Genomic DNA, 26,809 nt, shown 5'->3' with positions numbered 1-26,809 from the left:
GAACGGGGCATCGGGAAGGGGTTGGATCGGATTACTTGGAGGTGTCGCGGTGTTGCAGCAGGCGGCGCGGCAGGTAGCGTGCCGGCACCTGGTAGCGGTGCTGTGTCATGGTGTCCAGCAGGATCAGCTTCGGTCGGAAGATCCCGCTGGTGGCGCAGATGCCTACCAGCTGCAGCCGCTTGGTGGTCTTGCTTTCGAACTCAGCCACGGCCAGCTCGGCGATCCGCTGTACCAGGTGTGCAGGGACTTCCAGCGACTGCACCAGGTACTGCCGGCAGTTCTCGAACACCTGGTGGTCACCGGACAGGTGAAGACCTTCTCGGCGGAACAGGTACGCCACCGCAGCCTGCTGCATGGCTGCGCGGTAGTCGGTTTCAACGGTCGAGATCGATGCGATAGCGTTCATGCGTTCACAGCCTCCATATCCAGTTGGTCCAGCAGATCCGGGTGATCGTCGCCAGTGGCAGACTTCATCGCTTGGCGGCGCAGGGCCACGGTCGCAACAGGCAGGCGAACCGACGGGTTCGGCATGCCGCTCGGGCTCATTTCATGGGTCATTTCGAACTGGGCACGCACGGACCAGCCGCAGGCCTCGTTCACGCACTGCAAGTACGCAACGCGCAGAAAGATGTGTGTTCCCTCGCTGGTACGGATGCGCATGCGACCGCCGCAGTGAGGGCAAACGAGCTTGTAGGTGCTCAATGCACACCCCCTTTGCTGTGCAGCTGGATCGTCGCCATGACCTCCGCTTGGCGTGCTGCCAGATACCGGGTATGGGCTTGCATGATCGCCTTCGCCTCGTCTGGCTCGATGACGCCATCATCCAAGGCCTTGTCGATGATCTGATCGACCACGCCACGCTTGGCCGCGGTGCTCACTGCCCGGGCGTAGAGATCGATGTTGTCCAGTTTCTCCGGCCGGACGAGCGGCACGAACATGCCGCCATACAGGTGGGAAATGAACTCAGGGAGGAAGGTCGTTCCCGTGTCCCGTTCCAGCTGATGGATCTGGTCATAGCTCAGAGGCCGGCTGCCGGCGTTCTCGTAGACGTGGTTATCAAACCGTTTCAGCTCGTAGCCGAGCCGAGCCGCGGCGCTTTCGCGGCCGCCAGGGAATGCGCAGATCACTGCGCTAACCACCTGGCGAAGGGTTTCTAGAACTGGACGCTTCATGTTCTGGTTTCCTCCTTGAGCCAGGGGGCCTAGCTTGTTGTCACGGATTTCTTGATGCCCAGCAGCACTGCGGCGCGGTGGGACTCGCCTCGCAGGCACTTCTTCTGCCGATTCAAGACCGCATAGACGGTGGAGGGGTTTAGGTCGTTCTTCTCCGCCCATTCCTTGACTGACAGCCCTTGGCTAGCCAGGCGCTGGCGGGCCTCTGCACATGCTTGCTCGCTGGGGTAGGTGTTGTGCATAGTTCCGTTTCGTGTGATTTCGTGTGATTTCCAGAGAAGACTATTCAACGAATGTTGAATCGTCAAGCTCTTAAGGGGTCGTTTTGTTGAAAATCGGTGAAAGGCTGAGGGACGAGCGTGTCCGACTAGGATTCAACCAGTCGGAATTTGCTGCTTTCGCTGGGGTAGCCAAGACCTCGCAGTTCAACTACGAGAAGGGCGACCGAAGCCCTGATGCCGCTTACCTTGCGGCAGTGGCTGAGAAGGGGGTCGACATCCTCTACGTCGTCACTGGGCAGCGCTCTCCCACTGCTGAGGGTGCGCTGTCGGCCTCGGAGCTGGAGATCGTCCAGCAGGTGAGGTCACTGGAAGAAGAAGACCTCGGAGCGTTGAAACGCCTGCTCATGGCGTTCAGCAAGAAAAACTAGGAGCAAACAGTGAGAAAACGGAATTCAACGATCTGCCTGGCGACGGCATTTGTGCTGCTGGCTGGCTGTGGGGCTGGTAGCGACAAGAAAGAGACTGTAACGAGCAAGGAGTATGGCGAAGCCTGGCCGTTCACCGTGGACAGCGTCGACCTGCTTTGTGAAGGGCCTTCGCCGAAAGCCCTGGCACGCACAGCTGATGGAACTGTGTACGCGCTGAACGGCAGCGCACGCAGCCAGGCGAAGGAGAAGGGCTGGGCGGATGGGCAGACCATCACTAAGCCAAATCCGAAAATTCCGTCGATCAAGATGGACTACAGCGATATCGTGCAGCGGGCTCAGGCCCTTTGCGGGAAGCCGTAGGACCAGGCTGAATCTCTTGGTGGGGCTGGTGGCACGCTCGACCAAACCGAAAATCACTCCTTCCTAGGGTGCTTTGGTCGGTACCGATGTTGGTACCGGGCGCCCGAACGTGTGAAATGGAGTGAAACATGTCGGTAGTGAAACAGGTGGAGACCAACCAGCCCAAAGCAGTCGAGTCGCTTGAGCTGAACCAGCGCGAACGGATGGTCGTGCAGATGTTCAGGCAGCTTGATCCGCAAGGACGCGAGGACATCATCCGGTTCCTGGATGCTCTTCTCGCCGCGCGATAGACAAGGAGCCCGGCCGTGCGCCGGGTTCTTTGTTGATGCTACTGGGCTTGCTGCTGCATGCGCTTCCATTCGCGGTCCGCAGCCCGCCGCGCATTCTTCTCGTTCACGTACACGCGGCGCAGGCGCCTTGGCTTGGTCTGATCGCCGGCAGTGACTGACTTTTCTTTCCCCGAATCCTTGTCGCGGTAGAAGGCGATGACCCCCGTGTACTTGATCTTGCCGCGCACGCCGTCATCAAGCAGGCCTTCAACCGTGTCCTCTGGCAGCTTGCTTTCCAGCTCCAGGCTCATGGTGTAGCCGGCGTCGGCCGTCAGGCTGTGCTGGACGTTCCCGCCGTACCAGATGATTTCATCGATCTCCGACTTCACCCCCTGGAGCGTGTACGTCAGCTCCGGGATCAGGTCCGGCCGGCCCTTGGCCAGCGTATAGCTGAGCGTGGCGGCGCCTCGCTGCAGCCGGTTCAGCTCTGCCCGGGCGGCGCGCAGGGCAGATTGCTGGTCGCTGTAAGTGTGGCGTAGGTCCTTGAGGTTCTCGCCGCCACCGGCAATGGCCTCCTGTTTCTTGGCGCTGTTCACGTCGTAGTAGTAGGCCCGCACACCGTCATAGCTGTCGCGGTCGGCCTGCAGGAACCGGTGCTGGTCGCCGTCGGCGCGGGTGAGGGTGATGTGGGGCAGGTCCAGGCCGCTGGCGGTCTTGCCGCCGCCGGCCGGCATGCACACCAGGCAGCCGGCTTTCACGGTGGCCACCGCGTCGAAGTCCTCGCCCAGACGCGTCAGCAGGTTTGCGTCGGACTCATTGGCCTGGTCAAGCTGGGGGATGGCCAACCCGTCCAGGGCGCCGGAGATCGTCGCGGTGAGCCCATTGCCTTGGGCGATGTCGCCCAGGACTTCGCCCAGCGTGGTCGCGCTCCAGCTGCGTTCGCGCTTGGTCTTCAGGCCTTTGCGCAGATCCGCGGACCTGGCCCGGATACTGAGCACGTCCGGCGCGCCGCTGTGCTCGGTCTCGTCGACGATGTAGCTGCCCTTGTCCACCAGGCCGGTGTCGCTCCAGCCCAGCCACAGGCGCACTACGGCGCCGCGCGGGGGAATCACCAGCAGCCCGTCGTGGTCGCTGAGGGTCAGGTCCAGCTGGTCCGCTTCGAGGCCGCGATTGTCGGTGAGCTGCAGGCTCATGAGGCGCGGGCTGATCAGCTGAGCGATATCGCTGCCGTTGACGGTGATTCGGAATGCCGGCACCGGATACGCGGCATCGCGCTGCAGCCCGTCGTAGGTGTTCCGCAGGAAGCCGGTGACCTTGGCGATGGCGGCTTCGATCACAGCAGCTGCCTCAAGATGTTCACACCGCCAGCGATGCCGGCGCCGAGCATGTCGATGCGGCCGTCATCGATGCGCTTGAGGTTGAGGGTGAAGTCGATGCGCCGAGCGGCGCCGTCCTGGAAGAACAGCGTTCGGTTGTCGCCGAGGCTCTCGATCACCCACAGTCCCAGCAGGCGGCCGGTGCCCTCGACCAGAGGCCAGGCCTTGCCGGTGTCCGCCATATGCCGCAGGGCATCGAGCGCCGACGGAGTACCGGCCAGCTCCGGTAGGAGAAGGCCGGGGAGGGTGATGGAGTCCTCGCCACGGCCGAGGAACTGCCGGGACGGCTGTGCGCCGATGCGATTGCTGGCGGCATGGCGCCACTCGGTTTGCCGTTGCATCTCCTGGTAAGCCAGGGTGTGCAGGCTGAAGACGAACATGCCCAGGGCGAGCATCATGACGGGTTACTCCTGGTCGGTGAGACGGCTGCGCTGGCGGGCGGCCTTCTCGCTGTCAATGCGGGCCAGCTCGGCGCGGACCGCCCGGCCGATGGCCAGCGCGTCCATGCCCGGAGTGGGATGTATGTTGATCTCGTATGTGTCGTGGCTGTCGTAGCTCGCGGCCGGTGCTGCGCCCAGTGGTGCCCTGTCATCCATGGTGATGGGCGTGCCACCAGCGGCAAGCGGGCCACCGCCGTTGAACTCCGGTAGCGTGCCCTTGAGCGCGAATGTGCCGGCGTCCGTCAGCTGCTGGCCCATGCGGTTGACTGCCTCCAGCGGGGCCTTGGCACCGTCGTCCAGGCCCATGGCAAGGCCCTCGGTGGTAAACCCGCCCAGTTCGGCGAACACGCGGGAGGGGCTGTGAATCCCGAGCTTCTCCTTGAACCAGCCGATGGTGGAGTCGCCCAAGGCGGACACGGCGTCCTTGATCTGGCCCAGGCCTGACATCAGTCCGTTGACCAGGCCGTTGACGATCATGTTGCCGAACTCGGTGAAGCGGCTGGGCATGTCGACGCCCAGGTAGTTCAGCACTGCGGCGAAGGCCTGGTAGATCAGGCCGATGGGGCTGAAGTTGGCCAGCACGGTCAGGATGCCGCCGATGCCGGCGCCGAAGCCTGCGCGGATCTCCGTCCAGGCGTTGGAGAAGTACGCCTTCACCTGGTCCCAATTCTGGTAGATCAGGTAGGCGGCGCCGGCCAGGGCGGCGACCACGGCCGCAATGGCCAGGGCCACCGGGTTCGCTGCCAGGCCCCAAAGCGCGATGCTCACGGCGCGAATGGCGGTCAGCAGGCCGCCTTTCATCACGCCGACTAACCGGCCAACCACCGAGAACATGCCGGAACTCTTCACGCCGAACAGCGCCATGCCGTAGCGCACCATCGCGAATGGGCCGAGCAAGCTGGCCATGGTGATGGCCAGGCCGCCAAAGCCTGCAGCGAGCACCGCTACAGCAGCCACAACCTTCACCAGACCGCCAGCCAGTGCGGGGTTCTCCCGTGCCCAGGCGCCGACGCTCGCCGCGATTTCGCCCAGGGTAGTGATCAACTCCTTCAGCTCGGGGGCTACAGCTGCACCGAACTCTGCCATGGCGTTGGTGAAGCTGCCCTCGGCCGCCTCCATGACGTTGCTCAGTGTGTTGAGCTGCTCGTTGACGCGGGTGCGCAGGTCGGCCTGGTCCTTGAGTTTCTGCTGTACCTCCTGATAACCGGCCAGACCCTTTTCCATCATCTTGTTAAGGACGGTCATGGTCTCGGCGTCGTCGCCGAACAGCTTGTTGATCGCGGCGGTGCGGTCTTCGTCGTTCAGGACCTTGAGCTTGTCGATCTGCTTGTAGAGGTTCTCCAGCCCGGCAAAGTTGCCATCTTCGTTGGTGAAGCTGAGCTTGATGTTCTGCTTTGCCAGCAGCTCGTTGGCACCGTCGACCTTGTCCTTTTTCAAGCCGGCCTGGAAGATCTTGCGGAAGGCGTTGCCCGCAGCGCCACCTTCCATACTGGCTTGGTCCATCATCACCAGCAGTGGGCCGAGTTCGTTGACGGCCTCGATGCCAGTCTTCTTGATCACGTCCATGACTGGGGCGATCTTGCTGAAGCCCTGCATCATATTGTCGGGGTCGACGCCGGCATAGAATCCACGCTGGATGACGTCCATTAGCGCCATCATGTCCTTTTCGGTGGTGCTGGTTGCATCCTGCATCTTGGCGGCGAACTCGGCCGCCTCTTCCACTGGCATTTTCAGCTGCACGCCCAGATAAGCAGCGGCTTCTCCTGTCCCACCGAGAATGCTTTTTGCGCTCAGGCCCTGCCGGCGCAGCATGGTCATCATGTTCTGGAAGTCGGCAGTCGTGCCGGGCAGGCGGTCGCCGAGGCTGGTGGCGAGGTCGCTGATCTTCTTGAAGTCCTCTGCGACCTTGCCGTTGCTGTCCATCATCGAGACCTTCAACTGCGTGGCCGAGTCCTCGTTCGGGGCGAAGGCGCCCAGGACAGCTTTCACCGGCTGCGCTGCGGCATACCCCGTCGCCAGGCCGGCAGCGCCCGTGCCGGCCATCTTAGCGGCCAGGCCCTGGGTCCGTTCGAGGGCTGCACGGGCTTTGGCCAGCTTCGCTTGTCGGCTGGCCAGCTCCTCCATACGCCTGCTCTGGGTGCTGATGGCTTCGTTCGTCGATGTGATCTGTTCGCGCAGCTTGCGCTCATGGCTGCCCAGGTCACGGGTGCTGATGCCGGCGCTATACAGCTTGCCGCGCAGCTGCTGGAGCTTCTCGGCCTGCTGTTGGTGCTCCGTCTTGAGCCGCTGTGCCTCGCGCACCGCCGTGCGCATGTTGCTGGCCATGGCCTTGGTGGGCGCCCCAGTGGCGGCCATCTCCTGGGCGATGGCGCGGACCTTCGCCCGGGCAGCCTCCAGCGCCTGGGTGGTCTCTTGGGTCTGGGTGAGCTGGGTGCGCCAGGCGCTGACGTCCTTTTGCTGGGCGTTCAGCTCCTTGAGGCGGTCACGGGCCGCCTTGAGCTGCCGGCCAGCCTCGAGACTGGCCTTGTCGATCTGCTTGAGCGGCGCGGTGGCCTGGTCGATGGCGTCCAACAGCACCCGCAGGCGCAGGTCATTTGCCATGGTTGTTACTCCTGATCCGCGCTCGCTCGCGCCAGTCCATCAGCTCGCAAACGCTGAGCCTGTCCATGTCACCGGGCGACCAGTGAAAGACGATGGCCACGTCGGCCATCGCGTCCTCTACGCAACGAGGGATGCGTCCGTCTTCATCCGCTTCTGCAGCAAAAAACTGGCGACCTTCGTGCCGATGGCAAACAGGTCGGCGGGGTCCAGGCGGCTGGCTTCGTACTCGTTGAGATCGGTGATACGCGGGATCAGCTTGATCAGGCTGGCCACGTCGATTTGCAGCAGCTCAGACAGGTGCAGACCGCGCAGCTCGCCGGAGGTGGGTTTGCGCAGAGTGACGAGCGCGATCTCGGTGTCGCCGCGCTTGATCGGGGTATCCAGCTCGACCTGGTTGTCGTTCAGTGGGGTGGCTTCGGTGGTCTTCATGGTGGCTCCAGTGGGGAAGGGGGGTTAGACGCCCAGGGCTTTACGCTGCTCGGCGAGCATGTCTTTGCCGTCGATGATCTCGATGAAGTTGAGCAGGTCGATCTCGACCAGGACCTCGCCGTCCACCGCCAGCTTGTAGTAGCTGCAGGTGGTGGTGATGCTGTGCTCTGTGTCCTCGCCGGGCGTGGCTTCGCCCATCTCAATGGTTTCGTGGCGACCGCGGACGACAACCTCCACCGCCGAGACGGTGCCGGTGTCGTCCTGCTGGAAGCTCCCGGCGAAGCGCAGCATCACGCCGTCAGCCTTCACTGCGCCGAATTGGCGCAGGGCCAGCAGGTCCAGGCCGCCGGTCTTCCATTCGAACTGGATGCCGTCGTCGGAGAAGCCCAGGTCGGCTTTCACCGGGCCGTTCATGCCACCCCCGCGATAGCCTTCCATCTTGCGGCTCAGCGGCGGCAGGGTGCAGGACTTGCACACGCCCAGGTAGCTGGTGCCCTCGTTGAAGAGGTTCATGTTCTTGAGTTTGCGCGGCATGGCCATTGTGGCGGTCTCCGTCAGCTGTTGATGCGGCTGGCGAAGTCAGCCAGGTATCGATCGGTGATGCGCTGGCGGAGGGTCAGGTCCTCCAGCGGCGGTACCGGCGTGTAGTCGTAGTCGATGTAGAGCTTGCCGGCCTTGAGGGTGGTGGCGCTGTTGATTTCCTCGTCGTACCAGGCACTGCCGCCGATCAGGTAGCCGCCGGCCACCAGCTCGCGGAACTTGGCGTTGATGCCCTCGATGATGTCGCGCACCAGGGACGGGTGTATGGGCTTGTCCATCGCCCACATGTGCGCCTCGGCCATGGTGTCGGCCAGCACCTGGGCGGTGCGGGTGTAGTTCTCGAAGGCGAACAGCGGGTCTTCGGTGCAGGTGCGGCTGCCCCAGAAGCGGAAGCCGTCGGCGTTGATCAGCGTGGTGACCTCGTTGCTGTTGAGGTAGTTGGCGTCGGTCGCCGGGTTCTGCAGGTCCCAGAACACGTCGGCGCTGATGCCGGTCACGCCGTTGACCGGGATGTTCGACAGGGTCTTGTGCCAGCCTGTGTCCTTGTCGATCTTGGCGCGCAGGCCCAGGGCGCGGGCCACGGCCGGCGCGGTGACGGTGGCGTTGCTGGCGGTGCTCCACTGCTCGAAGTCCGGCCAGATGACCATGGTTTCACGGGCGCCGAAGTTCTCGCGGTAGGCGACGGCCTCTTCCTTGGTCTTGCAGCCGCTCGCGCTGACGTAGGCGAAGCCGCGCAGCTGCTGGGCAATCGCGGTCAGGGCGGTGGCCACCGGCAGAGTGTCGAGGCCTGGCACACCAAGGATGCGCGGGGTGACCTTGAGGCGGGTCTTGGCGGCCAGCAGGGCTTTCATGCCGGTGTACTTGCCGGTTTCGGTGGTGGTGCCGATCAGGTTGCTGGTGGTCTCGGCGTCGGTCGCGCCCTTGGCCACGCGCACTACGACGGTCGCAGGTTGGGTCTGGTCGGCGATGGCCTGCAGGCTGGCGGCCAGCGTGCCGGTGTCGCCGGCCTTGCCGATGGCGCCTTGTACGCTGGTCAGCAGGACGGGCGTGTCGAGGGGGAACATAGCCGGATCGGCGTCGTCTGCGGTGCAGACAAGGCCGACCACGGCGGTGGAGACGGTGCGGATTGGGCGGATGCCCTCGTTGATTTCGAGGACCCGGACGCCGTGATGGTATTCGTCGGCCATGGTAGGTGCCTGTGCAGTGGGGTGACACTGCACAGGCTGCCGCGCGCGCGATGCCACGGCGAGCGCAGCACCCTGTAAAGCCCTTGCCTACATGTCCAGAAACGTCGGCGCTGCTGGGCGCTGCTGCGCGTCTGGAAAGAGGTTCGAGGTCGGCCAGTCGCGCAGCGCCTGCATGTAGCCAAGTAGGTCGCTGAACTGCTCAGCGGTGAATGTGGTGGGTCGTTGCATGTCGAGTTCGTCGCGGTGACGATCACGGAACCCTGCGATCCGGGTCAGCTCAGTATCACGCCAGGCCCGCTCAGCGGCCTGCGCGTCGAAGTCCGATACAAGCGGGTGCTTGCTGATGGTGCCGGCAGAATCGATCTTCCAGACCCCGTCAGTTTCCTTGATGGTCTGCAGCCACAAGTCGTCGGGGACGAGTACTGCGGCCTTTGTGATGGTGTGAATGCCTTCGATCAAGCGCGCCTTCAATGCCCCGTCCTGGCCGAATTCAATGTACTTTTTCATGCTCAGCTCCCAATGGCGATCCAGCGCGAAGAGACCGACTGGTCTGCCCGTTTGTTCTCGAACGATGCGAGGAAGCTCGACTCGTCGAACAGGTTCAAAGCAACCGCGCTACTGCTTGCTTCCGATGTGCCGACGTGAACAGGCAGGACTGTAAATGCACCATTCGGGAACTGGATCGGGAAGTACGACCGGTGGGTTATCGAGCCGATGGTTCCCGACAGCAGGTCTGCGGTCACCCCCCATTGAATGATCAACCCGCCGAGCCACTTGGGCAGAACGATGTAGCCATTCGATCCCTTGAGGATCTGGAATCCGAAGCGTGCTTTCTTGGGCGTGATTGCCGTTGTGTCATCAGTACCGGCCTCAATCTGCGCCTGGGTCGCGATCTTCAACCAGCCGAAAGCAGCTTCGGTGGCTTGCACCAGGACCTTGCTGATCGCCTGCCGCACCCGCAGCGCGCTCATGGGCTTTTCGTTGTCAGTTCCCCCTTCGGCGTCGTCCTTACTGGCGAGGGGCACGCCGTAGCCGTCAAGGGTCACAGGGCGGCCGCTGATCGTTGCGAATGGCACCTCCGCTGCAGGTGATAAACTCGCAGTCAGGGCGCCGGTTACATTGACGCCGAGTGGTGTTACGCGCACGCCGTTGCCGGTCGCCCAGGCCGTTGGTCCGAGTCCGAGGTATGCAGAGCGCATTTGCTTCTTGTTGCCCCAGAATCCAAGGCTCGCGTAAATCGTTCCCTCTGGGTCAGCAACATGCACCCCCGCGGCCCAGCTTTCCGAGTCTGCTGGCGTGACCGCCACACTCCATCCCTGATCGAGGAACAGGTTGCCTTTCAGTGTTCCGCCCCTAATTGGCAGTGCGTCGTCGATGCCATACTCATGAAGCTTCGTGGGATTTTTGCCTTCCTGAACGATGCCTCTTTCATCAATTCGCACTTGGGTATAGGTGCCAGCAACCTTGCCCTTCGGCAGCACCGCAATGATTGCGCTATCAACGTATTCGCGGGTCGCCAGCACCACGGACGGGTCAATTTTCAGTTGGATGTTCGCGCTGCTGGTGACGATCAAGTTCAGCCGCACTACCTGGGTCTTGCCAGTGCCTTGGCTGAGCAGCGGCTTGAAGCTTGGTGCGCAGTTGGCTACGGCGATCAGGTCGCCGTCGATGTCGTAGAGGCCGATCTCGCGGATCCACCAGCCGCCAACATCCGGCGGGATGACCTGCTCCGCGATGATGATGTTCGGGTTGGCCGGGTCAACCTTGAGCTGATTTAGCGGCGCACGGCGGCGCTCGCCGATCAGCATTGTTTGCTCGCGGCGCGGGATCGGGTCTGCCCCGTTCGCATCGCCGACGCCCATGGCGAAGATTTTCCAGGGAATGCCCAGGGCGTCGGCATTCGCCTGCTTGGCTTCGCCGATCGCGGTCAGAATCGCGAAGAACTGGCTATTTTGGTCGGTCATGATAAACGTCCAGGGTTTCGATGATGTGGCCCCGGCCGGCGTGGCCGAAGGTGCCGGTGACTTCGATGTCGCGGGAACTTGGCGGGTAGACGTCGATCTCGTCGCCTTCGTAGACGGTGGCCGCCAGTTTCACGCTGCCGGTTGTCGCCAGGACGATGGCCAGGCCAGACAGATGGCGGGTCAGGGGCTTTGCGTCGTCGATCAGCCAGACGAGTTCCTGATACATCTCATCTGTGATGCCCGTGTCGAGCACGCCAATTTTCAGCGCGAATGTGCCTGGTACGCCCTCCGGCACAGTGTTGAACCACTCGACTACCTCGATCAGGTAGCCCAGCGGCTCGACGACGCGTCGGAGCGCACCGATGGTGCCCTTGCGTGCGTGTATGAAGAACGATGCGCGAATGGCACGGCGCTTTGCGGCCTCCGGCCATCTGCTGTCCCAGCGGTCGACGGAAAATGCCCAGGCCAGGTAGGGCAGCAGCTGCACGGGGCAACGCTCGGGGCTGAGCAGGTCGCGTATCGGTACCGGCACCCGTTGGATCTGGGACAGCGCTTGCGCGGCTTGACGCTCAAGCGCTGTGGCGTTGCCTGGCAGCAGGATCACGCGGAATCACCCTGGGTGAGCATGATGTCCGTGCAGAAGGGGGCCTGCGCCAGCGTGGCGTTGATGTCGGACCAGTCGATCAGCTCGACTTTGCGCACGCCCTCGACGTGCAATGCGGCGTGTATGGCCGATTCGGAAACCTGCATGCCGAGGCGGCGGCGCTGGCTGACGTAGGCCCGCAGTTTCTGCTCGGCGGCGGCGATGATCGGCTCGACCTCTGGCCCCTGGGAAAGCAAGTACAGCTTGGCGGTTACCTGGTATGGCAGCACCTGAGCGCCGTTAACAGTGAGGCGGTCAGCCACCGGCCGGCGATCCTCGTCATTGAGGTAGCTGCGCACCAGGTCCAGGAGATGTGCATCGGCACTGCCGTCGCCGTCGATGGCCTGGATGGTGACGACCGCGACCGCAGGTGACGGGCTGTCGGCAGAAGCGTCCGCCACTCGGCCAGCCGCCGAGCGGGCGTGGAAAATGTAGGCATTGCGCGGCCCGGCAGTGCTCAGCCCTTCAAACGCCATCTGCGCTCGTTCGCGCAGTGCGTCATCGCTTTCCAGCACTTGGGGCACGGGCGGCACCGCCTGTGGATTGGCCGCCTGAATGATCAACCGCTTGACGTTGTAGTTGCCCGCAACCTGGTCGAGGTCGGCGCCCTTGGCGTAGGCGAGCAGTGTGGCGAGCGAGGCTTCGTTGACGCGTTGCCGCCACACCAGCTCCCGGTACGCATTCTCCTGCAACAGCTTCGTCAGCGGCTCGGACTCAAGTTCAAGGCGTCCGGCAATCTCAGCCTGCTGATCCGTAGGCCAGAGGCTGACCATGTAGGCCTTTCGCTCGGCGAGGATCTGTTCGAAGTCTATTTGTTCGACGACATCAGGCGCGGGCAACTGGCCCAGGTCGATGGGCAGAAAGGTGTTCATACGCTGCCCCCAAGCTGCAACGGTGTGCGGATGTTGAACGGTTCGTTGGTGTCCACCAGGACGCCGGTCAGGCTCAGTTCAGCGCGGCCGCTGAGGTCGCCGACTACCAGCTCGACCTGGGCCAGGCTGATCCGCGGTTCCCAGCGCATCAGCGCCATGGCAGTCGCGGCGTACAGGCGCAGGCGGGTGGCGGGATTGAGCGGCTGGTCGACCAGCTCGGGCAGCAAGCTGCCGTACTCGCGGCGCTCCACGCGTGTGCCCAGGCGGGTTGTGAGAATGTCCTCGATGGACTGGGCGATGTGTTCGAGCTTGCTCAAGGCAGCCCCGTTGCGACGGTTCATTGTGGTACTCCCGTCTGCCCAGGCCCTGGCATGACGCCGCCATGAACGTGCTTGACCAGGCTGATTTCAGCCGCAACGACGTCGACGGAAACCGTGACGGTGCCGGTGACGACCTGGTTGCCGGTCTGGGTGTAGTCGCCCTCATGGGTGATTGGGCCGACGATGTGGATGCCGCCCGTGCTGGTCAGGCTGGTGGTACCGCCGTCGGGCAGTGTCGCGCTGAGGTGGTGGGCAACACTGTCGTACTCGATCACCGCGCCGTCGCGGTAGGTGCGGCGGTGCAGCCCTGGGCGGTCGCCGTTGGCAGGAATGGCGTCGCTGAACAGGCCGGTGAAGACGACGCCGTTGGCCATCTGCCCGCTGGGGGAGAGCAGCAGCACCTGTTCGTTCACGGTGGGAGGGTCCCATTCCTGGTCTGCGCCGGCCCGCCAGGCCATCCAGGGCAACCAGGTCGTCAGGTTGCCGCCGGTTTTCACCCTCACCCGGGGCGGCTTGTGCTGCACCTCGGCGATGGTGCCAAAGCGGATCAGGTTTTCCAGCAGGCGGTTCAGGTCGGCGATGTTCATGCCGGCGATGGTCGCGCCACGCGCGCGCGGGTGCATTCGCGTGGGCTTGTAGGGAAGGGCGTTACAGGGTCAGGTGAGCCAGCAGGGTGTCGCGGAGGTGGTCGATTTCAGCATCGGTGAAGCCCAGCAGCTCGCGCTGTTCGTACTGAACAACCGCGCCACCACGGGCCACACGGTCTTTCAGCCCTTTCTGGTGGACATTGGCGATCCTGGCAATCCGACCGGCGAAGCCCACCGACGCGCCGGCGGCGTCCCCCTGGGCTTTCAGGTAGGTGGCGGTGCGCATCTTCTGGAACATCTTCACCTTGCGCCGCACGCGGCCTTTTTTGCCTCTCAACTGTCGGGGTCTACGCGGGGCGTAGGGTGAGCCGTCTGGGTTGCGCTGGGCAATCACGCGCTGTTGCTGGCTGCGGCGCAGGTCCTTGGCGACGGCCCTGGCCAGCTTGGTTCGAGCGGCTGGTTCTATGCGTTGCAGCAGTGGGCCGACCCAGTGCTCCAGGGCGTCTAAGTCAGCCATGGTGTGGTGACTTCAGATGAGGGGTGACCAGGGCCATGCCGTCGGGCGCGGCGGGCGGTTGCCAGGATGCAAGCGGCTCGCCGTTGGCATAGAGGGCAATCTCGCCCTGGTCCTCGTAGGGTTCGTACTGCGGCTCGCCGGGGTGGGTCACGTCGAAACCGCCGCCAGCAAGGCGCTTCACCACCACCCGCTCTGTCAGCGGCAGGGTCAGGCTGAGGTCGACTTTGCTGCGGTCGAGGAGATCGGCCTCGAAGGTCAGCCCCTCGGCGGACTTGTCGAGGTTTACCAGCAGCTCGGACTGGTTGACCCGCAGCCAGCCGAGAATCGGCAGCATTACGCTGTCGGGATGGCCGGCGAAGTCGGTCAGGATGATCTGCAGCGTGTAGGCGTACTCGAACGACAGGCTGACGGACGCGGTGCAGCGGACCTTGCCGCTGTCGATGAACATCAGCAGTCGTTCGGGGTTGCGAGCGAGGTCGGGAACGGCGGCGAGCAGGTGCTCGCGCAGGCTATCGGGCTTGTTCATGTGTCACCTGGTGCTGATAGACGCGGTCGACCTGGGCGGCGCAATCGGCCCAGGCCAGTTCGGTGCGCTCTTGGTCAGTGAGTAGCTGGCCGTTGCGGGTCGGTGCTGTCGCCGGGAGCTGGCACGGGACGACTACCGGACAGCCACTGACGATAAGCGTCGGCGCCGGTGAGGGCGGGGCGCTCGCGCAGCCGGCGAGCAGCGTCAGGCAGAGGCTGGTCAGCCCATTCGCGAAGTTGCTGGTTTTCATGCTTGAGGGTCTCGATCACGCGTTCGCGCTGGGCAAGGCCTTGGCGCAGCTCGCCTTGAAGGGCAAGCAGCTTGGCCTGGCTGGCACGCTCGTTCGCCAGTTCGGATTTGAGTTGGTTGGCCGTGGCCAGGTTCTGGTCGCGGTCCTGCTGCGCGTGGCCGAGCTGCTCCTCAAGCCGTTTGTTGGCCTCTTGGGCGGTGGCCACCTTGTGCTGCTGGCCCCAACCCCACAATGCGGCGCCGCCGGCCGTGAGCAGGGCGAGGGCAAGCAAGCCGCTGCGCAGGTCCATCAGGCCACCGCCAGCGCGCGGTCCTGGTGCCGCTCGAAGGCGCGCTCCAGCTTCACGTCGTACAGGTTGCGCTTGTAGTCGGCGCCGTTGTACAGCTCGGCGACCTTGGCCCATTTCAGGGCCTTCAAGGCCTTGTGGAGGGTGGGGTCGGTCTCGATGAAGCGGACGAAGGCCTCCAGGTGTTCGGGCTCGCTGCGCGCCATGTGGTCGACGAAGTCCTGCACGTTGGTGTAGCCGAGCCGCTCCCAGTGGAACCCCATGATCTGGAAGGCGCCCCAGCTGGCCGACTCCAGGGCGGCGGTGTCATCGAGCTGGCGGGCCTGGGCCAGGCGCTGATGCTCGGCGGTACCGCCGATGTATCCGCCGGGCTTCGGATTGACCAGGGCAGGGTTCAGGCGCGCGAGTTCGTCGGCGCGGGGCGCCTGCAGGCGCTTGTACATGACATGGCGCTCGAACAGGATCACCGGCTTGCCGTTGTCCAAGAACCCGCGCCCCTTCGATTCGACCTCGTTCAGCGCGTAGATGGCCGCCACCGGTACGCCCAGGCGTTCGGAGGCCTTCACCAGGTCGGTGTGCTTCAGCAGTTTCTGGGTGTCGGCGCCCAGCAGGCTGGCCAGCGTCTTGGAGCCCGCCACGCCGTCGGAGACCAGGCCCGTCTTGAGCTGGTAGTTACGGACGGCGGCCTCGGTGGCGTCACCGTAGATCCCGTCGGCCGACAGCTTTGCGCCGTGGTCGTTGAGCTTGCGTTGCAGGTCGCGGACCGCCTGGGAGCGGTCGCCGTGGCGAAGGGTCATAGGGTCCTCTCCTTACGGGTGAAGGTTTTCTTCGCGGCTGCCCGGACAAACTCGATGCCTAGCAGGCCGATCAGGCCGCCGAAGAAGGGCGCGGCGGTAAGTGGGATGCCGATCAGCGACAGCCCGTGGCTGGCCGAGAGGGCGACGAACCCGCACAGCGGCGCTTCGATGACCAGCTGGCGGATCTTCCCGCCGCCGTAGATCACCCGCAGCGCGGCGATGAGGGCCGCCAGTAGCCCGGCATACAGGCCGGGCCAGTTGTGTTCGAGCCAGGAGGCCAAGAAGGCCCAGGTTTCGGGACGGTCAGGCATGTTGGTCCTTCCTTGGTTGGGTGGTCGCGCGGGTCAGTCCCATAGGTTCACCATCGGTCGTTCAGGGGCTGCCGTCTGGAGTTCGGGCAGGGTGACCAGCAGGCCGGCCGGGAGCACGGCGCCGTGATCGGCCAGGCCAGGGTTGGCATCGAGCACGGCCTCGACCACGCCGGCTGTGCGGCCGTAGTGCCGCCAGCACAGGGCGTCGACGGTGTCGTGCTGCTGGGTACGGCGCTGCTCGGCCATCACCTGGGGTCATCGGCCATGTCGTCGGGGTAGATCCACGGCCCGTCATCGCTGACAACCGCTCCAGGTGAAGTGCCGGTGGCCGGGTCGCGGCAAACGGCGAGGCCAAGCGGGTGCATGATTTCCCGGTTGATTCGGACCAGGAGGCCGCGCTGGGAGATCTCATTCCAATCAATGGTCTGGTGCTTGTTCATCACAGCAGCTCCACGGTAGTACGCGGTGTGCCCAGGAAATCCCGGATGGCCCAGCGCTGGTCGCGCCTGTAGTCGTCGATGGTCGGCATGGTGTCGTCGGCGTTCCCGTTGCCGCTGCCGCTGCTGTCGTAGCCGCGGTACCGCTCGCAGACTTCGGCGCCGGCCGCGCACTCAACGGCGCGCAGGTACAGGTAAACCTGTTGGGATTGGCCATTGATCTGCGTACTGGGCACGTCGGCCAGCGTCTCGGCGCCATTGGCCTGTGCCTTGGTGCGCCAGTCGACCAGGTCGCGGTTCACGGCGATCACGGCGGCGATCACGGCAGTCTCGAGCCGGGCCGGGGTGACGCTGGAGTCGATGCGCAGGGTCTCGCGGATCTGGTCCAGGCCAATCGACGGCCAGAAGGCATCGCTGTTGATGTGACCGCCGGGTACGGTACCGCCGGGGATGAATCCGCTCATGGTCGCCTGCTCTGGAATAGGTCGGCGGTGGTCGGGACTTCACAGCTTGGCCAAGGAGAAAGCCGCTGATCCGTCCCGAGCCGCCGGGTTGCGTGGGACGCTCGGTTAGCCGGCAGTGCCGGTGTGTTTCTTGAGGAGGCGCTCGGCGCGCTCCAGGTCTTTCTTGCCGCCGCAGCTGCTATGCAGCTCGATGGCGCGGCGCAGCAGATCAACACCCGCCTGGACCTGGCCTGGTTGGCCAGGGTTGTCTTCGTCCAGGTCGGTGAGGGTGGCCTTGCCGAGGGCCAGCATCAGCTTGGCGCGTGCCTCGTCAGGCATGTCCTCTTCGGCGGTCAGCTCGGCGGTGCGGGTCAGGATCTCGAGGGGGAAGGTTTCGCCGGTCTTCTGAGCCTTGAGCGCAGCCTCGGCGATCTCTTCGGCCACGATGCAGCCGGTGGAGCGCTCGAAGCGGTCGGGCATCTTCAATCCGTGCCGCAGCACGTACGCCGCAACGTCGAGGCCACCCACCCAGTCGCCCGCGTCGAAGCGCCAGATCATCACGGTGGTCAGCACGTCGTCCTGGGCGCCATGGCCGGCCTCGATCACGCCCGCCACATAGGGCTCGTAGGCGGGCAGCAGCTCGACCTTGAGCTTACCTTTGCCTTCCCGCGACTGGATTGCGGACAGGCGCTGGCGGTCTTGGTGGAGCTGGGCGAGGTGCAGTTCGTACTGGGTGGCTCCTTCCATGGTCTGTTCAGGCGCAGTGGCTGCTGCGGCCTGGGCCGCAGTGACGCGCTGGAAGTGCCGCCGGCAGGGATTGGTCATGGCGGTATCCCTCACGCGATCTCGATGTTTTCGGCGAACGCGGCGCAGCCCAGGTCCTCGATGACGTAGGCCTCGTTGACCGACTCGAAGTTTTCGATGCGGTCGCGGGCGGCGTTGTCGACGACGGTCTTGCGGCGGCTGCCTTCCTGCCAGTAGTACGACAGGTTGTCCAGACGGGTCACGAACAGGCCGTTGGCCGGGAAGTGCGGCACACGAACGGCCGGCAGGTTGCCGATGCGTTTCTGGCTGGTGACGATGTCGGCCGCCAGCATTTCGGTCGGGGCATTGGGCTTGTTGATGATCGGGAAGTACTTGTCGGCCAGGATCTTGCGACCACAGACCACCACCAGCTCGGTGTCCTCCTGGTACCAGGGTTCGATCAGCTCGTTGACCATGGCGAACACCAGGGCGTCGATGTTCTCGAAGTCCTTGCCGGCGCCGATGGCGATCTTGCCGCTGCCGTCGACTACCTCTTTCATCACGCGCGCGGCGTTCTCACGGCGCATTTTCTCCAGCCAGCCGATGTTTACGTCCTGCAGCAGTGGGTTGGTCGCGGGGTTGGAGGTGGCCGCGCGGCTGGTACCGTTCCAGCCGATGCAGATGCGGTTCAGTGCCATCAGCTTGATGATCGCGTCACGAATACGGGCCTGGAAGTCCGGGAACTTCGACCAGGCGTCGAGCTTCTGGTACTTGAGGTGGGTGTCGTAGTTGGTCTGGGTGCAGACGTAGCCGCGGTCGTCGAGGCCGGTCGGGTCACGGGTTTCGCGGGCTTTGACGTCGGTGTCGGTGGTGCCGGCGATGTTGCCCGTCACGCCCAGGCCGATCTTTTCGCCCATCTGCTCAGGGACGCCATAGCTGTTGATCATGCCCAGGAACTCGCTGGACTCCTGGATTCGGCTTTCGAGCTTCTGCGCCACCGACGGGTTGGCGGTGAATTTGGTAGTGACGTCAGGCACGCCGTGGAGCTTGGCGAGCTGTGCCAGGTATTCGTTGAAAAGCAGGCGGGTATCGTTACGCATAGTGGTCTCCGGTGTTCCTTGATCCGTTGTCGATCAGCAGTCGGTGAGGTCGCGACCGCTGCCACCGGGAACCGATGGGCGATCCTTCTGGGTGTGGTCCTGGGTGTAGCTCAGGCGCTTGACCAGGGCTTCGTGGTCAGCGCTGAGCTTGGCGAACTTGGCCTCCAGCTCGGTGAACGCTGCCTGGCCTTTGGTCACCGCCTCGGCCTGTTCGGCGCCGTGGGTAGCGAGCTGCTCGATCAGTTCGCCCAGGGCGGCGAAGTTGGCGGCGTCCTTGCCTTCCTTTTCCTTGCTCTTGCTGAGGAGGCCACCGACCTTGTCGCGAAGCGCCGCGAACATGCTGGGGCCGTCCGTCACCTCCTCGAATTCGAGTTGCACCTCTTCAGCCGCGGTGAACAGGGTGTCCTTGTTCTGCTTGCGGCCGGTCAGGGTGCCGTGCTGGGCACTGAACTGCAGGGCTTCGGTGCCCAGGCTGGCCGGGGTGTCGGTGATCGCCAGGCCAACCAGATAGGCTTGGCCAGTCTTGGCGAACTTGGGATCGATCTCGACCGAGGTGTAGATCTTCTGGTTCTTGGCGTTCAGGGCGAGCAGGGCATCGTTGGGTTGCAACTGGGCGAACAGCGCGAGCCGCTGCTCGCCAGCGATCTCGACCTCTTCAGCCTTACAGGCCAGCACATCACCGTAGGCACCGAACTCGCCACCCGGCCAGGCCCACTTGATGTGCTCGCAGTTGATGCGGGCGCCGTAGGTGTTGGGGCTGTACTGCGCGGCCATCTGTTCGATCCAGGAGCGTTCGATGGTGCGCCCGTCAGTGGTGCCCCCTTCCACGGCAACCCGGAACCACTTGGAGCGGAGTTTTTTTGCAGGGGTGTCGGTCTTGTCGGCCATGCCGGGAATCCTCGTTGCGGTGGCGGTGTGCCTTGCGTTGAGGGCATGGTCCGCAGCGCGCCGGTCGGCAGCAATGCGCGGGGTTTGTAGGGCAGGAGGCTACAGGCAGCGCCAGTAGGGGATCGCGCGCGCGAACGGCAGCATCGGCGCCATGAACGCTATCGCCCAACCCACCACTGACGCACGCCGCCAAGCCAAGTTCCTCTACTGGACCGGGTGGCGTATCACCGATATCGCCGATTTCCTGGGCGAGAAGGAGAAGACCGTCCACAGCTGGAAGGCCCGCGACGAGTGGGACCGGGCGGACAACGTCGAGCGAATCGGCGGTGCCCTGGAAGCGCGCCTGGTGCAGTTGATCCTCAAGGAGGGCAAGACCGGCGGGGACTTCAAGGAAATCGACCTGCTGCATCGGCAGTTGGAACGCCAGGCGCGGATTCAGCGATACCAGGGCGGCGGTACCGACACCGACCTCAACCCCAACATCGCCAAGCGCAACGAGGGGCCGAAAAAACAGGCGGTGCGCAACGAGCTGGACGAGCAGCAGATCGAGACGCTGGTCGAGGCGTTCCGCGACAGCTGTTTCGAGTACCAGATGGATTGGTACCGCGCCGGCAACCAGCGCACCCGCATGGTGCTCAAGAGCCGTCAGATTGGCGCCACCTTCTACTTTGCACGCGAGGCCCTGATCGACGCGATCACCACCGGCCGCAACCAGATCTTCCTGTCGGCGAGCAAGGCCCAGGCCCACCAGTTCAAGACCTACATGCAGACCTTCCTGAACGAAGTCCTGGGCGTGAAGCTGACCGGCGACCCTATCGTGCTGTGGAACAACGCCGAGCTGCACTTCCTGGGGACCAACTTCCGCACGGCGCAGGGGCGCTCCGGCAACTTCTACTTTGACGAATTCTTCTGGGTGCATGGCTTCAAGGAGATCAACAAGGTCGCCTCGGGCATGGCCCTGCACAAGAAGTGGCGCAAGACCTACTTTTCGACCCCCAGCAGCATGGCCCACCCGGCGTACACCTGGTGGACGGGCGAGCGCCTGAACAAGGGCAAGCCGACCGCCCAGCACATCAAGCTGGATGTGAGCCACGAGGCGCTGCAGCAAGGCCGGCTGTGCGAGGACAAGATCTGGCGCCAGATCGTGACCATCCACGATGCCGAGGCGCGTGGATGCGACCTGTTCGACCTGGACGACCTGCGCATCGAGTACGACGCTGCGTCGTTCCAGAACCTGCTGATGTGTGAGTTCGTCGACGACGGGGCGAGCATTTTCCCGCTGGCGATGCTGCAGCCGTGCATGGTGGACAGCTGGACGGTGTGGGACGACTACAAGCCCTTCGCGGCCAGGCCGTTCGCCGACCGGCAGGTGTGGGTCGGTTATGACCCGGCTGAGACCACCGACAGCGCAGGTCTGGTCGTGGTGGCGCCACCGCTGGTACCGGGCGGCAAGTTCCGCATTCTCGAACGGCACCAGTTCCGCGGGATGGACTTCGACGCCCAGGCCGAGACCATCCGCAAGGTGACCCAGCGCTATTGGGTGACCTATATCGGCATCGATACCACTGGCATGGGGGCGGCCGTGGCGCAGCTGGTGCGCCAGTTTTTCCCCGGTCTGCGGACGTTCTCCTACAGCCCCGAGGTCAAGACGCGTCTGGTGATGAAGGCCGTGGACGTGATCAGCAAGGGCCGGCTGGAGTTCGACGCCGGTTGGACGGACGTTGCCCAGTCGCTCATGGCCATTCGCAAGACCATCACCGCAGGTGGGCGGCAATTCACCTACACCGCCGGCCGCAACGAGGCCACCGGCCATGCCGACCTGGCGTGGGCGCTCTTTCACGCACTGCAAAACGAGCCGCTGGAGGGCCAGACCATGGCCAACACCGGCTTCATGGAGATCTACTCATGAGCAAGCCGAGCAAGCGCCGCCAGCGCGACGGCGAACTGGCGCAGCCAACCCACGAGGGCGAGCTGCTGGGCAAAGGGGCCGGCGGGGAGTCGATGGCGTTCACATTCGGCGAGCCGGTACCGGTGCTGGATGGCCGCGAGATCCTGGACTACCTGGAGTGCTGGTCGAACGGGCGGTGGTATGAGCCGCCGGTCAATCTGGATGGGCTGGCCCGTTCGACAAAGGCCAGTGTCTACCTGCAGTCGGGGCTGACGTTCAAGCGCAACATGCTGGTGCGCAGCTTCATCCCCCATCGGTTGCTGAGCCGGCAGGCGTTCGAGCAGATCGTCATGGACTGGGGGTGGTGCGGGAACCTGTACCTGGAGAAGCGCGACAACATGCTGGGCCAGGCCATGGGCCTGCAGCCCTGCTTGGCCAAGTACATGCGGCGCGGGATCGACCAGGAGACCTACTACCAGGTGCGGGGCTGGAAGGACGAGCATGCCTTCAAGACCGGCAGCATCTGTCACCTGCGTGAGGCCGACATCAACCAGGAAATCTACGGGCTGCCCGAGTGGCTGCCTGCGCTGCAGAGTGCGCTGTTGAACGAAAGCGCCACGCTGTTCCGGCGCAAGTACTACCAGAACGGTAGCCACGCCGGCTTCATCCTGTACATGACCGATCCGGCCCACAGCGAGAAGTTCGTCGACGACCTGCGGGACGCGATGAAGAACAGCAAGGGGCCGGGCAATTTCCGCAACCTGTTCATGTACGCGCCGAATGGGAAGAAGGACGGTATCCAGTTGCTGCCGATCAGCGAGGTAGCGGCGAAGGATGACTTCGGGGCGATCAAGAATATCAGCCGGGATGACCTGCTCGCGGCCTTGCGCATTCCGCCGCAGCTGATGGGCATCGTGCCCCAGAACGCGGGCGGGTTCGGCTCGATCAAGGAGGCGGCGGAGATATGGACGATGAACGAACTGGAGCCGGTCCAGACACGTCTGGCCCAGGTCAATGACTGGTTAGGTGAGGAGGTGGTGCGTTTCGCACCCTTCGAGATACCCGCGCGGGGGTAGCTCAAAGGGTGCAGAGATTTTGCCAGATTACAGAAGCCAGCGAATATCGTTGGAGTAGCTGTGAAGGCACTCCAAACAGTGTTCTTGGCTTCTGCCAATTCCAAACGCAGCGCGAAGCACCTGATCAAATTTGGAATTGACTACCTGCGTTTTTGCAGCACTGACTTTTTGATTGATATCATCGAAACCGTAAGTGCTCACCAAACCGATCATGCAAGATTCTAGGCAGGTAACTTTCGCTCTTAGAAACTCGAAATGCTCGGGCTGATCGTAATTGCAAATGGCGCGTAAGGCACGTTTGTCGCCAGTGAGAATTCGGTAGTCAATTACCCTTGCATGATGATCTTTTGCATGCATGAACAACGCCTGCTCTCCCGGATCAATCTCTGGGATTTCGTTTAAGTGTTCAAGCAAATCAAAATCGATCGGAGCCTCAGGAAGCACCTGGCAAGAGTCAAGCAGTTCGTTGATGCGCTCAAATGCCTGAACGCTGCCCACGTATCGGGCAATTGCCTTCTCAGGATCATTCAGCCGAAGGCTATACCTTAGGGTGTTCAAGACAGAGCAGTCTTTTGCACTGGACTGCAGGATTTCCAGCGCTTCTCCGATAAGGTCGCATTGAGCAAGTTTTACAACAAGATCATTGTCCGACAGTAGAATCATTATAGACCAACTAAAGTCCCTAGCAATGAAAGGCTGTCTTCCTTGAGTTCGTCTTTTACGTTTTCTAGTAATAGCCGGTTAACTAGATCTTGATCTTTTCTGTCTCCGCTTAGCACTTTTAGTGTTGCAGTGCATAGTGGCCAGAAATTGCCGTTGTGCGCGCTATTCAACACCACGTGGGTAGGATCAATCGAGTGCTGTTGACCATACTCGATTGCCATTCTAGCAAGTACCGGCGCTTTATAGAAACCAGTGAGAGTAAGCCGAGGCTGCTTACCTGTGAGTAGCTCTAGTGCATAGTCGTCTGCAGCGCGCTCCGCATCGTCTTTGCCGTTGGCATCTTCCTGGATGCTGTTGTCAACGATGGCTCCATTGGGGTCCAGATGGCCTAGAGCGATATGACCCAGTTCGTGTGCCAGGTGGAACAGCAGGTAGCCGCATGCCTTACGCGAAGACAAGACGATTGTCGGGCGACCACGAGTGGCCATGGCGATACCGTCCATCTTGCGTTTCATCAAAGAAGACGCCAGATGAATAACTGGAATGCCTGCTTGCCAGCAATAATTGAGTAGACCCTCGAGATCTACCCAATGCTTGCCGCTCGCTAAGATCTGCTGACGCACTTCAGCAGCAGAACCCGGACGTACGAATTCACGGTCATAGGCTGCGAGAACGAGCTTGCTGGCACTACGGGCTAAGGCAACGGCAAGCTGCACGTCGTCCTCTGTCGTTCCTTTCACGAGTTTGAAGCGACGCATCTCAGGCAGATCGAACTCGACGCGAGGCGGATCCTCGACCAGAGGTCGTATCTTGAGGTTGAGCGCTTTGGCCACAATCAGCTTGGCTTGTTGAAGCCCCGCAGGGGTATCAGCGATAGCATCTTCCCACCAGGACGGTAGAACAGCTTGCACGTCCTTCTTTGGGAGACCATGTGCTCTGAGGGCACTGTAAAGATTCTGGATAGTATCAGTCATGTCCCCTCCTATATCTGCGGGTGATCCTTCGACCTCGCGATGATAGCAAAATCACACGTTATTGCACGTTTTTTGCCCCTCTGGCACCTACCCAGAACTCCCCCCCAGACCTGCCCTAGCCCCGGCGCGCGCAATCGTCCCCCCGCCACGCCTGCGGGCTAAACGTGTCGGAATTTCTGCGCCCCTTCACAGGCGTACAAGAGGCCTGGCCGTTGGGCTGCCGGGGGGAGTTGGTCGTCCGGGAGTTCTGCGAATCCCTGCGGCCAGGGGTAAATCGACGGCGCCGGACTGCTCATGCCCCGTACTTGGGCAGGAATAGGGGGTGGCCTCGAAAAAAGAGTAACAAGCGTAACGGTAGGCATGGACCGGTGCTGGAGGCCCCGTATTTGCTGGGCTTCGCCGGTTACAAAGAGAGGTAATGGGAAGGTAATGGGAAAAGTAATTTTTTGCTAAGCCATTGATTTTAAAGGCTTTCATGTCTGGCAAATATCACTCAAAGAAAGAGTAATCTGATTACTTATAGGTTACTAAAAAATTACTTTCTGGAATTGAGCTGAGGCCGCGAATCTCAAGGGCTGCGAGAGAGAAAACGGTCAGGATTACTGATGTTACTCTTTTTTCTAGGCCTGCCACTACATTGAAAGGTGAGGTCTAGACGCGGGTGCAGGCGCACGCGTTAACAAGGTGTTGCACGCGTTGATGCTACTGGGTGCTGAGGGGGATGAAGCGGGGAGGCTTGGTACGTGCGTTGGTACGTGGAGGCTAGATTTCACCTCACCAACAGCACGTAAGCCCTTGAAAAATATGGTGCCGGCACCAGGAATCGAACCCGGGACCTACTGATTACAAGTCAGTTGCTCTACCATCTGAGCTATACCGGCACAGGGGCGTCATTATAACGATGGATTTGCGGCTGTAAACCACTTCGTTGCATCCATCGCACATTCCCCTAAGTCACCGAGCACAAAGGAGAATTTTCCTACCAGCCACGGTGGATGGTGTTGACGCTCGGCTCGGGCTGGCCGGGGTTGAAGAACAGCTTGCCATTGTCGCAGCCGCGCTTGCGGCAGCTGCCGTCGGCGTTGTGCAGGGGCAGGCCGCGGTCGCCGCCCAGTTGCATGCCGGGCATGTTCCAGTCCAGCGGGGTGGGCTTGCTCGAAGGCAGGTTGCTGGCGCAGCCGGTCAGGGCCAGGGCGACGGTCAGCAGGGCGAAGGATTTCACGTGTTTCACGATGTTCGAGTCCGTTCCGGGATCAGTCTTTGTTCAGGATGCGCTGGATGGTGCCGCCGCAGGCCATGTAGCAGGAGTCGTAATCAGCGCCGCAACTGTAGCTGCTCCCCATGTGGAAGGGGTAGCTCGGGTAGTGGCAACTGTGACGTGCTTCCTTCTTGCTCTTGCCGTTCTGGCAGTACTGATAAACCCTCATCTCGGCCTGGTACAGCGCGCGTTCGCTGTTTTCCTGCAGGCGGGTCATCTGCTGGCAGTGGTTGCGTTCCATCGAGCAGCTGTTGATGCAATTGATGCCATGCGCGCTGGGCGGTGGCGAGTATCTATAGGTATAACTCGGGCCGCAGCCGCTCAGCGGCAGGCAGGCCAATACGAGGGCCGCGAGGCCCTTGCGGGAAAATGCCATGGGTGTTGCAGTCCTTGATCATTCGTCGCTGAACTCCAGCAGGTCGCCTGGCTGGCAGTTCAGGGCGCGACACAGCTTCTCCAGGGTCTCGATCTTGAAACCCTTGATCTTGCCGTTCTTCAGCAGCGACAGGTTCGCTTCCGTGATACCGATGATTTCCGCCAGGTCCTTGGAACGCATCTTGTTCCGGGCCATGACGACGTCGAGGCGGATGATTATCGGCATAGGAGGCGGTCAGACATAACAGTTGTGTTCATCGCTGATGGTCTTGGCGTCACGCATGAGCAGCGAGAAGGCACACAGCAGGATGCCTTTCATGATCTCGTAGACAGCCTGCGATGATACACCGATCGAGAAGCTGAAGCTCCTTTCGCCGGCCGGCAGGTCGATGGCCAGGGCCAGCCCCTGCAGGGTGTAGGTAACCGGCCACAGCAAGGGCGTGCCGATACACAACAGGCCGACCCACCACAGCAGCTTGATGTTGGCCGAGGTCCAGGTCTGGCCGCGGGAGAGCCGGTGGAAGAACAGGCCGGTCAGGCCCAGGGCAATCACGGAAATGAGCGTCGGGATCATGTCCACCGCCAGCACCAGGCCGATGGCCAGGGGCGACGCCAGGTAACCGGGCTCGAGCAGCAGGGGCATCTGGTCGCCGTAGGCCTGCAGGTAGCCGTTGTGCATCTCGGGGAAATCGAAGATGAAGAGCAAGGGTGTGATGACCAGCTCGACCGCCGCGGTGGTCCAGGCCAGCCAGGCGGCGAATGCGCCGATGGTGCGTAGGCGCGAACGCGCATAGGCCACGGATCTACTGTTCATGGGGTGCCTCCGTACAGTGATGAACGGAGCGGATTATTCTTGATAAATTATCG

General features: G+C 62.8%; 39 protein-coding genes, 1 tRNA gene and 1 pseudogene. 5 read left to right on the top strand and 36 right to left on the bottom strand.

Annotated features, from left to right (window positions below; translation table 11 throughout):
- Positions 1-31 precede the first annotated feature (31 nt).
- The 4 genes from N7422_RS05650 to N7422_RS05635 are packed head-to-tail and all read right to left on the bottom strand — an operon-like array spanning position 32 to position 1,414.
- Positions 32-406, bottom strand: a complete 375-nt coding sequence (locus N7422_RS05650; RefSeq protein ID WP_279805574.1) for a hypothetical protein — start codon at positions 404-406, stop codon at positions 32-34.
- The gene (locus N7422_RS05645; protein WP_054895360.1) at positions 403-702 is read right to left on the bottom strand and encodes an ogr/Delta-like zinc finger family protein; all 300 of its coding nucleotides are present in this window, start codon (positions 700-702) and stop codon (positions 403-405) included. Before N7422_RS05645 ends, N7422_RS05650 begins: the two co-directional genes overlap by 4 nt.
- Positions 699-1,172: a YmfL family putative regulatory protein gene (locus N7422_RS05640; RefSeq protein WP_279805573.1), complete on the bottom strand. Its 474-nt coding sequence runs from the start codon at positions 1,170-1,172 to the stop codon at positions 699-701. The genes N7422_RS05645 and N7422_RS05640 overlap by 4 nt, the downstream gene beginning before the upstream one ends.
- Positions 1,173-1,201: 29 nt before the next feature.
- A complete protein-coding gene (locus tag N7422_RS05635; protein ID WP_279805572.1) occupies positions 1,202-1,414 on the bottom strand; it encodes a DNA-binding protein in 213 nt (70 codons plus the stop codon).
- 86 nt (positions 1,415-1,500) lie between these two features.
- Between N7422_RS05635 and N7422_RS05630 the strand changes: the two genes are divergently transcribed.
- From N7422_RS05630 to N7422_RS05620, 3 genes are all read left to right on the top strand, one after another.
- The gene (locus N7422_RS05630) at positions 1,501-1,821 is read left to right on the top strand and encodes a helix-turn-helix transcriptional regulator (protein WP_279805571.1); all 321 of its coding nucleotides are present in this window, start codon (positions 1,501-1,503) and stop codon (positions 1,819-1,821) included.
- Positions 1,822-1,830: 9 nt separating this feature from the next.
- Positions 1,831-2,181, top strand: a complete 351-nt coding sequence (locus tag N7422_RS05625) for a DUF2511 domain-containing protein (protein WP_279805570.1) — start codon at positions 1,831-1,833, stop codon at positions 2,179-2,181.
- Positions 2,182-2,309: 128 nt separating this feature from the next.
- On the top strand, positions 2,310-2,471 hold the full coding sequence (locus tag N7422_RS05620) for a hypothetical protein (RefSeq protein WP_279805569.1): 162 nt from the start codon (positions 2,310-2,312) through the stop codon (positions 2,469-2,471).
- A gap of 38 nt (positions 2,472-2,509) precedes the next feature.
- On the opposite strand, the gene N7422_RS05615 is transcribed toward N7422_RS05620, so the two are convergent.
- The 25 genes and pseudogenes from N7422_RS05615 to N7422_RS05495 form a co-directional block, all read right to left on the bottom strand.
- The gene (locus tag N7422_RS05615) at positions 2,510-3,787 is read right to left on the bottom strand and encodes a phage late control D family protein (protein ID WP_279805568.1); all 1,278 of its coding nucleotides are present in this window, start codon (positions 3,785-3,787) and stop codon (positions 2,510-2,512) included.
- Positions 3,784-4,224 carry a phage tail protein gene (locus N7422_RS05610; RefSeq protein ID WP_197866095.1) on the bottom strand — a complete coding sequence of 147 codons (441 nt, stop codon included), beginning with the start codon at positions 4,222-4,224 and terminating at the stop codon, positions 3,784-3,786. The genes N7422_RS05615 and N7422_RS05610 overlap by 4 nt, the downstream gene beginning before the upstream one ends.
- Positions 4,225-4,230: 6 nt before the next feature.
- Positions 4,231-6,867 carry a phage tail tape measure protein gene (locus N7422_RS05605; protein ID WP_279805567.1) on the bottom strand — a complete coding sequence of 879 codons (2,637 nt, stop codon included), beginning with the start codon at positions 6,865-6,867 and terminating at the stop codon, positions 4,231-4,233.
- Positions 6,857-6,976, bottom strand: a complete 120-nt coding sequence (locus tag N7422_RS05600; RefSeq protein WP_081263144.1) for a GpE family phage tail protein — start codon at positions 6,974-6,976, stop codon at positions 6,857-6,859. Before N7422_RS05600 ends, N7422_RS05605 begins: the two co-directional genes overlap by 11 nt.
- An 8-nt stretch (positions 6,977-6,984) precedes the next feature.
- Positions 6,985-7,296, bottom strand: coding sequence for a phage tail assembly protein (locus N7422_RS05595; protein ID WP_279805566.1), 312 nt, complete (start codon positions 7,294-7,296; stop codon positions 6,985-6,987).
- A 24-nt stretch (positions 7,297-7,320) separates the two neighbouring features.
- On the bottom strand, positions 7,321-7,836 hold the full coding sequence (locus N7422_RS05590; RefSeq protein ID WP_279805565.1) for a phage major tail tube protein: 516 nt from the start codon (positions 7,834-7,836) through the stop codon (positions 7,321-7,323).
- 14 nt (positions 7,837-7,850) lie between these two features.
- Positions 7,851-9,023, bottom strand: a complete 1,173-nt coding sequence (locus tag N7422_RS05585; RefSeq protein WP_279805564.1) for a phage tail sheath protein — start codon at positions 9,021-9,023, stop codon at positions 7,851-7,853.
- An 87-nt stretch (positions 9,024-9,110) separates the two neighbouring features.
- On the bottom strand, positions 9,111-9,530 hold the full coding sequence (locus N7422_RS05580; RefSeq protein ID WP_279805563.1) for a phage tail assembly chaperone: 420 nt from the start codon (positions 9,528-9,530) through the stop codon (positions 9,111-9,113).
- Positions 9,531-9,532: 2 nt separating this feature from the next.
- The gene (locus N7422_RS05575) at positions 9,533-10,987 is read right to left on the bottom strand and encodes a phage tail protein (RefSeq protein ID WP_279805562.1); all 1,455 of its coding nucleotides are present in this window, start codon (positions 10,985-10,987) and stop codon (positions 9,533-9,535) included.
- A complete protein-coding gene (locus N7422_RS05570) occupies positions 10,971-11,591 on the bottom strand; it encodes a phage tail protein I (RefSeq protein WP_279805561.1) in 621 nt (206 codons plus the stop codon). Before N7422_RS05570 ends, N7422_RS05575 begins: the two co-directional genes overlap by 17 nt.
- The gene (locus N7422_RS05565; RefSeq protein ID WP_279805560.1) at positions 11,588-12,502 is read right to left on the bottom strand and encodes a baseplate assembly protein; all 915 of its coding nucleotides are present in this window, start codon (positions 12,500-12,502) and stop codon (positions 11,588-11,590) included. The genes N7422_RS05570 and N7422_RS05565 overlap by 4 nt, the downstream gene beginning before the upstream one ends.
- Positions 12,499-12,843, bottom strand: coding sequence for a GPW/gp25 family protein (locus N7422_RS05560; protein WP_279805559.1), 345 nt, complete (start codon positions 12,841-12,843; stop codon positions 12,499-12,501). The genes N7422_RS05565 and N7422_RS05560 overlap by 4 nt, the downstream gene beginning before the upstream one ends.
- Positions 12,840-13,409 carry a phage baseplate assembly protein V gene (locus tag N7422_RS05555; RefSeq protein ID WP_279805762.1) on the bottom strand — a complete coding sequence of 190 codons (570 nt, stop codon included), beginning with the start codon at positions 13,407-13,409 and terminating at the stop codon, positions 12,840-12,842. Before N7422_RS05555 ends, N7422_RS05560 begins: the two co-directional genes overlap by 4 nt.
- Before the next feature lie 61 nt (positions 13,410-13,470).
- Positions 13,471-13,926: a phage virion morphogenesis protein gene (locus N7422_RS05550; RefSeq protein WP_279805558.1), complete on the bottom strand. Its 456-nt coding sequence runs from the start codon at positions 13,924-13,926 to the stop codon at positions 13,471-13,473.
- Positions 13,919-14,452, bottom strand: coding sequence for a phage tail protein (locus tag N7422_RS05545; RefSeq protein WP_279805557.1), 534 nt, complete (start codon positions 14,450-14,452; stop codon positions 13,919-13,921). Before N7422_RS05545 ends, N7422_RS05550 begins: the two co-directional genes overlap by 8 nt.
- A complete protein-coding gene (gene lysC, locus N7422_RS05540) occupies positions 14,436-14,702 on the bottom strand; it encodes an Rz1-like lysis system protein LysC (RefSeq protein ID WP_279805556.1) in 267 nt (88 codons plus the stop codon). The genes N7422_RS05545 and lysC overlap by 17 nt, the downstream gene beginning before the upstream one ends.
- Positions 14,623-14,991, bottom strand: a pseudogene (locus tag N7422_RS05535) (LysB family phage lysis regulatory protein); the annotation flags it as partial. The pseudogene N7422_RS05535 and the gene lysC, both read right to left, overlap by 80 nt.
- Positions 14,991-15,785: an N-acetylmuramidase family protein gene (locus N7422_RS05530; protein WP_279805555.1), complete on the bottom strand. Its 795-nt coding sequence runs from the start codon at positions 15,783-15,785 to the stop codon at positions 14,991-14,993. The pseudogene N7422_RS05535 and the gene N7422_RS05530, both read right to left, overlap by 1 nt.
- On the bottom strand, positions 15,782-16,096 hold the full coding sequence (locus N7422_RS05525) for a phage holin, lambda family (RefSeq protein WP_054895525.1): 315 nt from the start codon (positions 16,094-16,096) through the stop codon (positions 15,782-15,784). The genes N7422_RS05530 and N7422_RS05525 overlap by 4 nt, the downstream gene beginning before the upstream one ends.
- 33 nt (positions 16,097-16,129) lie before the next feature.
- Positions 16,130-16,342, bottom strand: coding sequence for a tail protein X (locus tag N7422_RS05520; protein ID WP_197866111.1), 213 nt, complete (start codon positions 16,340-16,342; stop codon positions 16,130-16,132).
- Positions 16,342-16,536 (bottom strand): hypothetical protein, encoded by a 195-nt coding sequence (locus N7422_RS05515; RefSeq protein ID WP_279805554.1) that lies wholly within the window; start codon positions 16,534-16,536, stop codon positions 16,342-16,344. The genes N7422_RS05520 and N7422_RS05515 overlap by 1 nt, the downstream gene beginning before the upstream one ends.
- Positions 16,536-16,997 carry a head completion/stabilization protein gene (locus N7422_RS05510; protein WP_279805553.1) on the bottom strand — a complete coding sequence of 154 codons (462 nt, stop codon included), beginning with the start codon at positions 16,995-16,997 and terminating at the stop codon, positions 16,536-16,538. The genes N7422_RS05515 and N7422_RS05510 overlap by 1 nt, the downstream gene beginning before the upstream one ends.
- Positions 16,998-17,102: 105 nt before the next feature.
- Positions 17,103-17,801 carry a terminase endonuclease subunit gene (locus N7422_RS05505; protein WP_279805552.1) on the bottom strand — a complete coding sequence of 233 codons (699 nt, stop codon included), beginning with the start codon at positions 17,799-17,801 and terminating at the stop codon, positions 17,103-17,105.
- 11 nt (positions 17,802-17,812) lie between these two features.
- Entirely contained in the window at positions 17,813-18,820 is a 1,008-nt protein-coding gene (locus N7422_RS05500) for a phage major capsid protein, P2 family (RefSeq protein WP_279805551.1), read from the bottom strand.
- A gap of 33 nt (positions 18,821-18,853) precedes the next feature.
- Positions 18,854-19,708 carry a GPO family capsid scaffolding protein gene (locus N7422_RS05495; RefSeq protein WP_279805550.1) on the bottom strand — a complete coding sequence of 285 codons (855 nt, stop codon included), beginning with the start codon at positions 19,706-19,708 and terminating at the stop codon, positions 18,854-18,856.
- 151 nt (positions 19,709-19,859) lie between these two features.
- Between N7422_RS05495 and N7422_RS05490 the strand changes: the two genes are divergently transcribed.
- Together N7422_RS05490 and N7422_RS05485 are read left to right on the top strand one after the other, a co-directional pair.
- A complete protein-coding gene (locus N7422_RS05490) occupies positions 19,860-21,617 on the top strand; it encodes a terminase ATPase subunit family protein (RefSeq protein ID WP_279805549.1) in 1,758 nt (585 codons plus the stop codon).
- On the top strand, positions 21,614-22,672 hold the full coding sequence (locus N7422_RS05485; RefSeq protein ID WP_279805548.1) for a phage portal protein: 1,059 nt from the start codon (positions 21,614-21,616) through the stop codon (positions 22,670-22,672). The genes N7422_RS05490 and N7422_RS05485 overlap by 4 nt, the downstream gene beginning before the upstream one ends.
- Before the next feature lie 27 nt (positions 22,673-22,699).
- On the opposite strand, the gene N7422_RS05480 is transcribed toward N7422_RS05485, so the two are convergent.
- The 7 genes from N7422_RS05480 to N7422_RS05450 form a co-directional block, all read right to left on the bottom strand.
- Positions 22,700-23,335 carry a hypothetical protein gene (locus N7422_RS05480; protein WP_279805547.1) on the bottom strand — a complete coding sequence of 212 codons (636 nt, stop codon included), beginning with the start codon at positions 23,333-23,335 and terminating at the stop codon, positions 22,700-22,702.
- The gene (locus N7422_RS05475) at positions 23,335-24,309 is read right to left on the bottom strand and encodes an ImmA/IrrE family metallo-endopeptidase (RefSeq protein ID WP_279805546.1); all 975 of its coding nucleotides are present in this window, start codon (positions 24,307-24,309) and stop codon (positions 23,335-23,337) included. Before N7422_RS05475 ends, N7422_RS05480 begins: the two co-directional genes overlap by 1 nt.
- An 805-nt stretch (positions 24,310-25,114) precedes the next feature.
- Positions 25,115-25,190, bottom strand: a tRNA-Thr gene (locus N7422_RS05470).
- A 98-nt stretch (positions 25,191-25,288) separates the two neighbouring features.
- Positions 25,289-25,540 (bottom strand): hypothetical protein, encoded by a 252-nt coding sequence (locus tag N7422_RS05465; RefSeq protein WP_279805545.1) that lies wholly within the window; start codon positions 25,538-25,540, stop codon positions 25,289-25,291.
- Between the two features lie 22 nt (positions 25,541-25,562).
- Complete coding sequence (locus tag N7422_RS05460; protein ID WP_279805544.1) at positions 25,563-25,943, bottom strand: hypothetical protein; 381 nt, start codon at positions 25,941-25,943, stop codon at positions 25,563-25,565.
- Positions 25,944-25,961: 18 nt separating this feature from the next.
- Complete coding sequence (locus N7422_RS05455; protein WP_023629980.1) at positions 25,962-26,168, bottom strand: helix-turn-helix transcriptional regulator; 207 nt, start codon at positions 26,166-26,168, stop codon at positions 25,962-25,964.
- 9 nt (positions 26,169-26,177) lie between these two features.
- Positions 26,178-26,756 (bottom strand): hypothetical protein, encoded by a 579-nt coding sequence (locus N7422_RS05450; protein ID WP_279805543.1) that lies wholly within the window; start codon positions 26,754-26,756, stop codon positions 26,178-26,180.
- Between the last annotated feature and the right edge of the window lie 53 nt (positions 26,757-26,809).

The sequence above is a fragment of the Pseudomonas sp. GD04091 genome, assembly GCF_029836165.1.
Taxonomy (GTDB): domain Bacteria; phylum Pseudomonadota; class Gammaproteobacteria; order Pseudomonadales; family Pseudomonadaceae; genus Aquipseudomonas.
The sequence above is the reverse complement of the archived record's forward strand: the minus strand, read 5'-3'. Positions and strand labels throughout refer to the sequence as shown.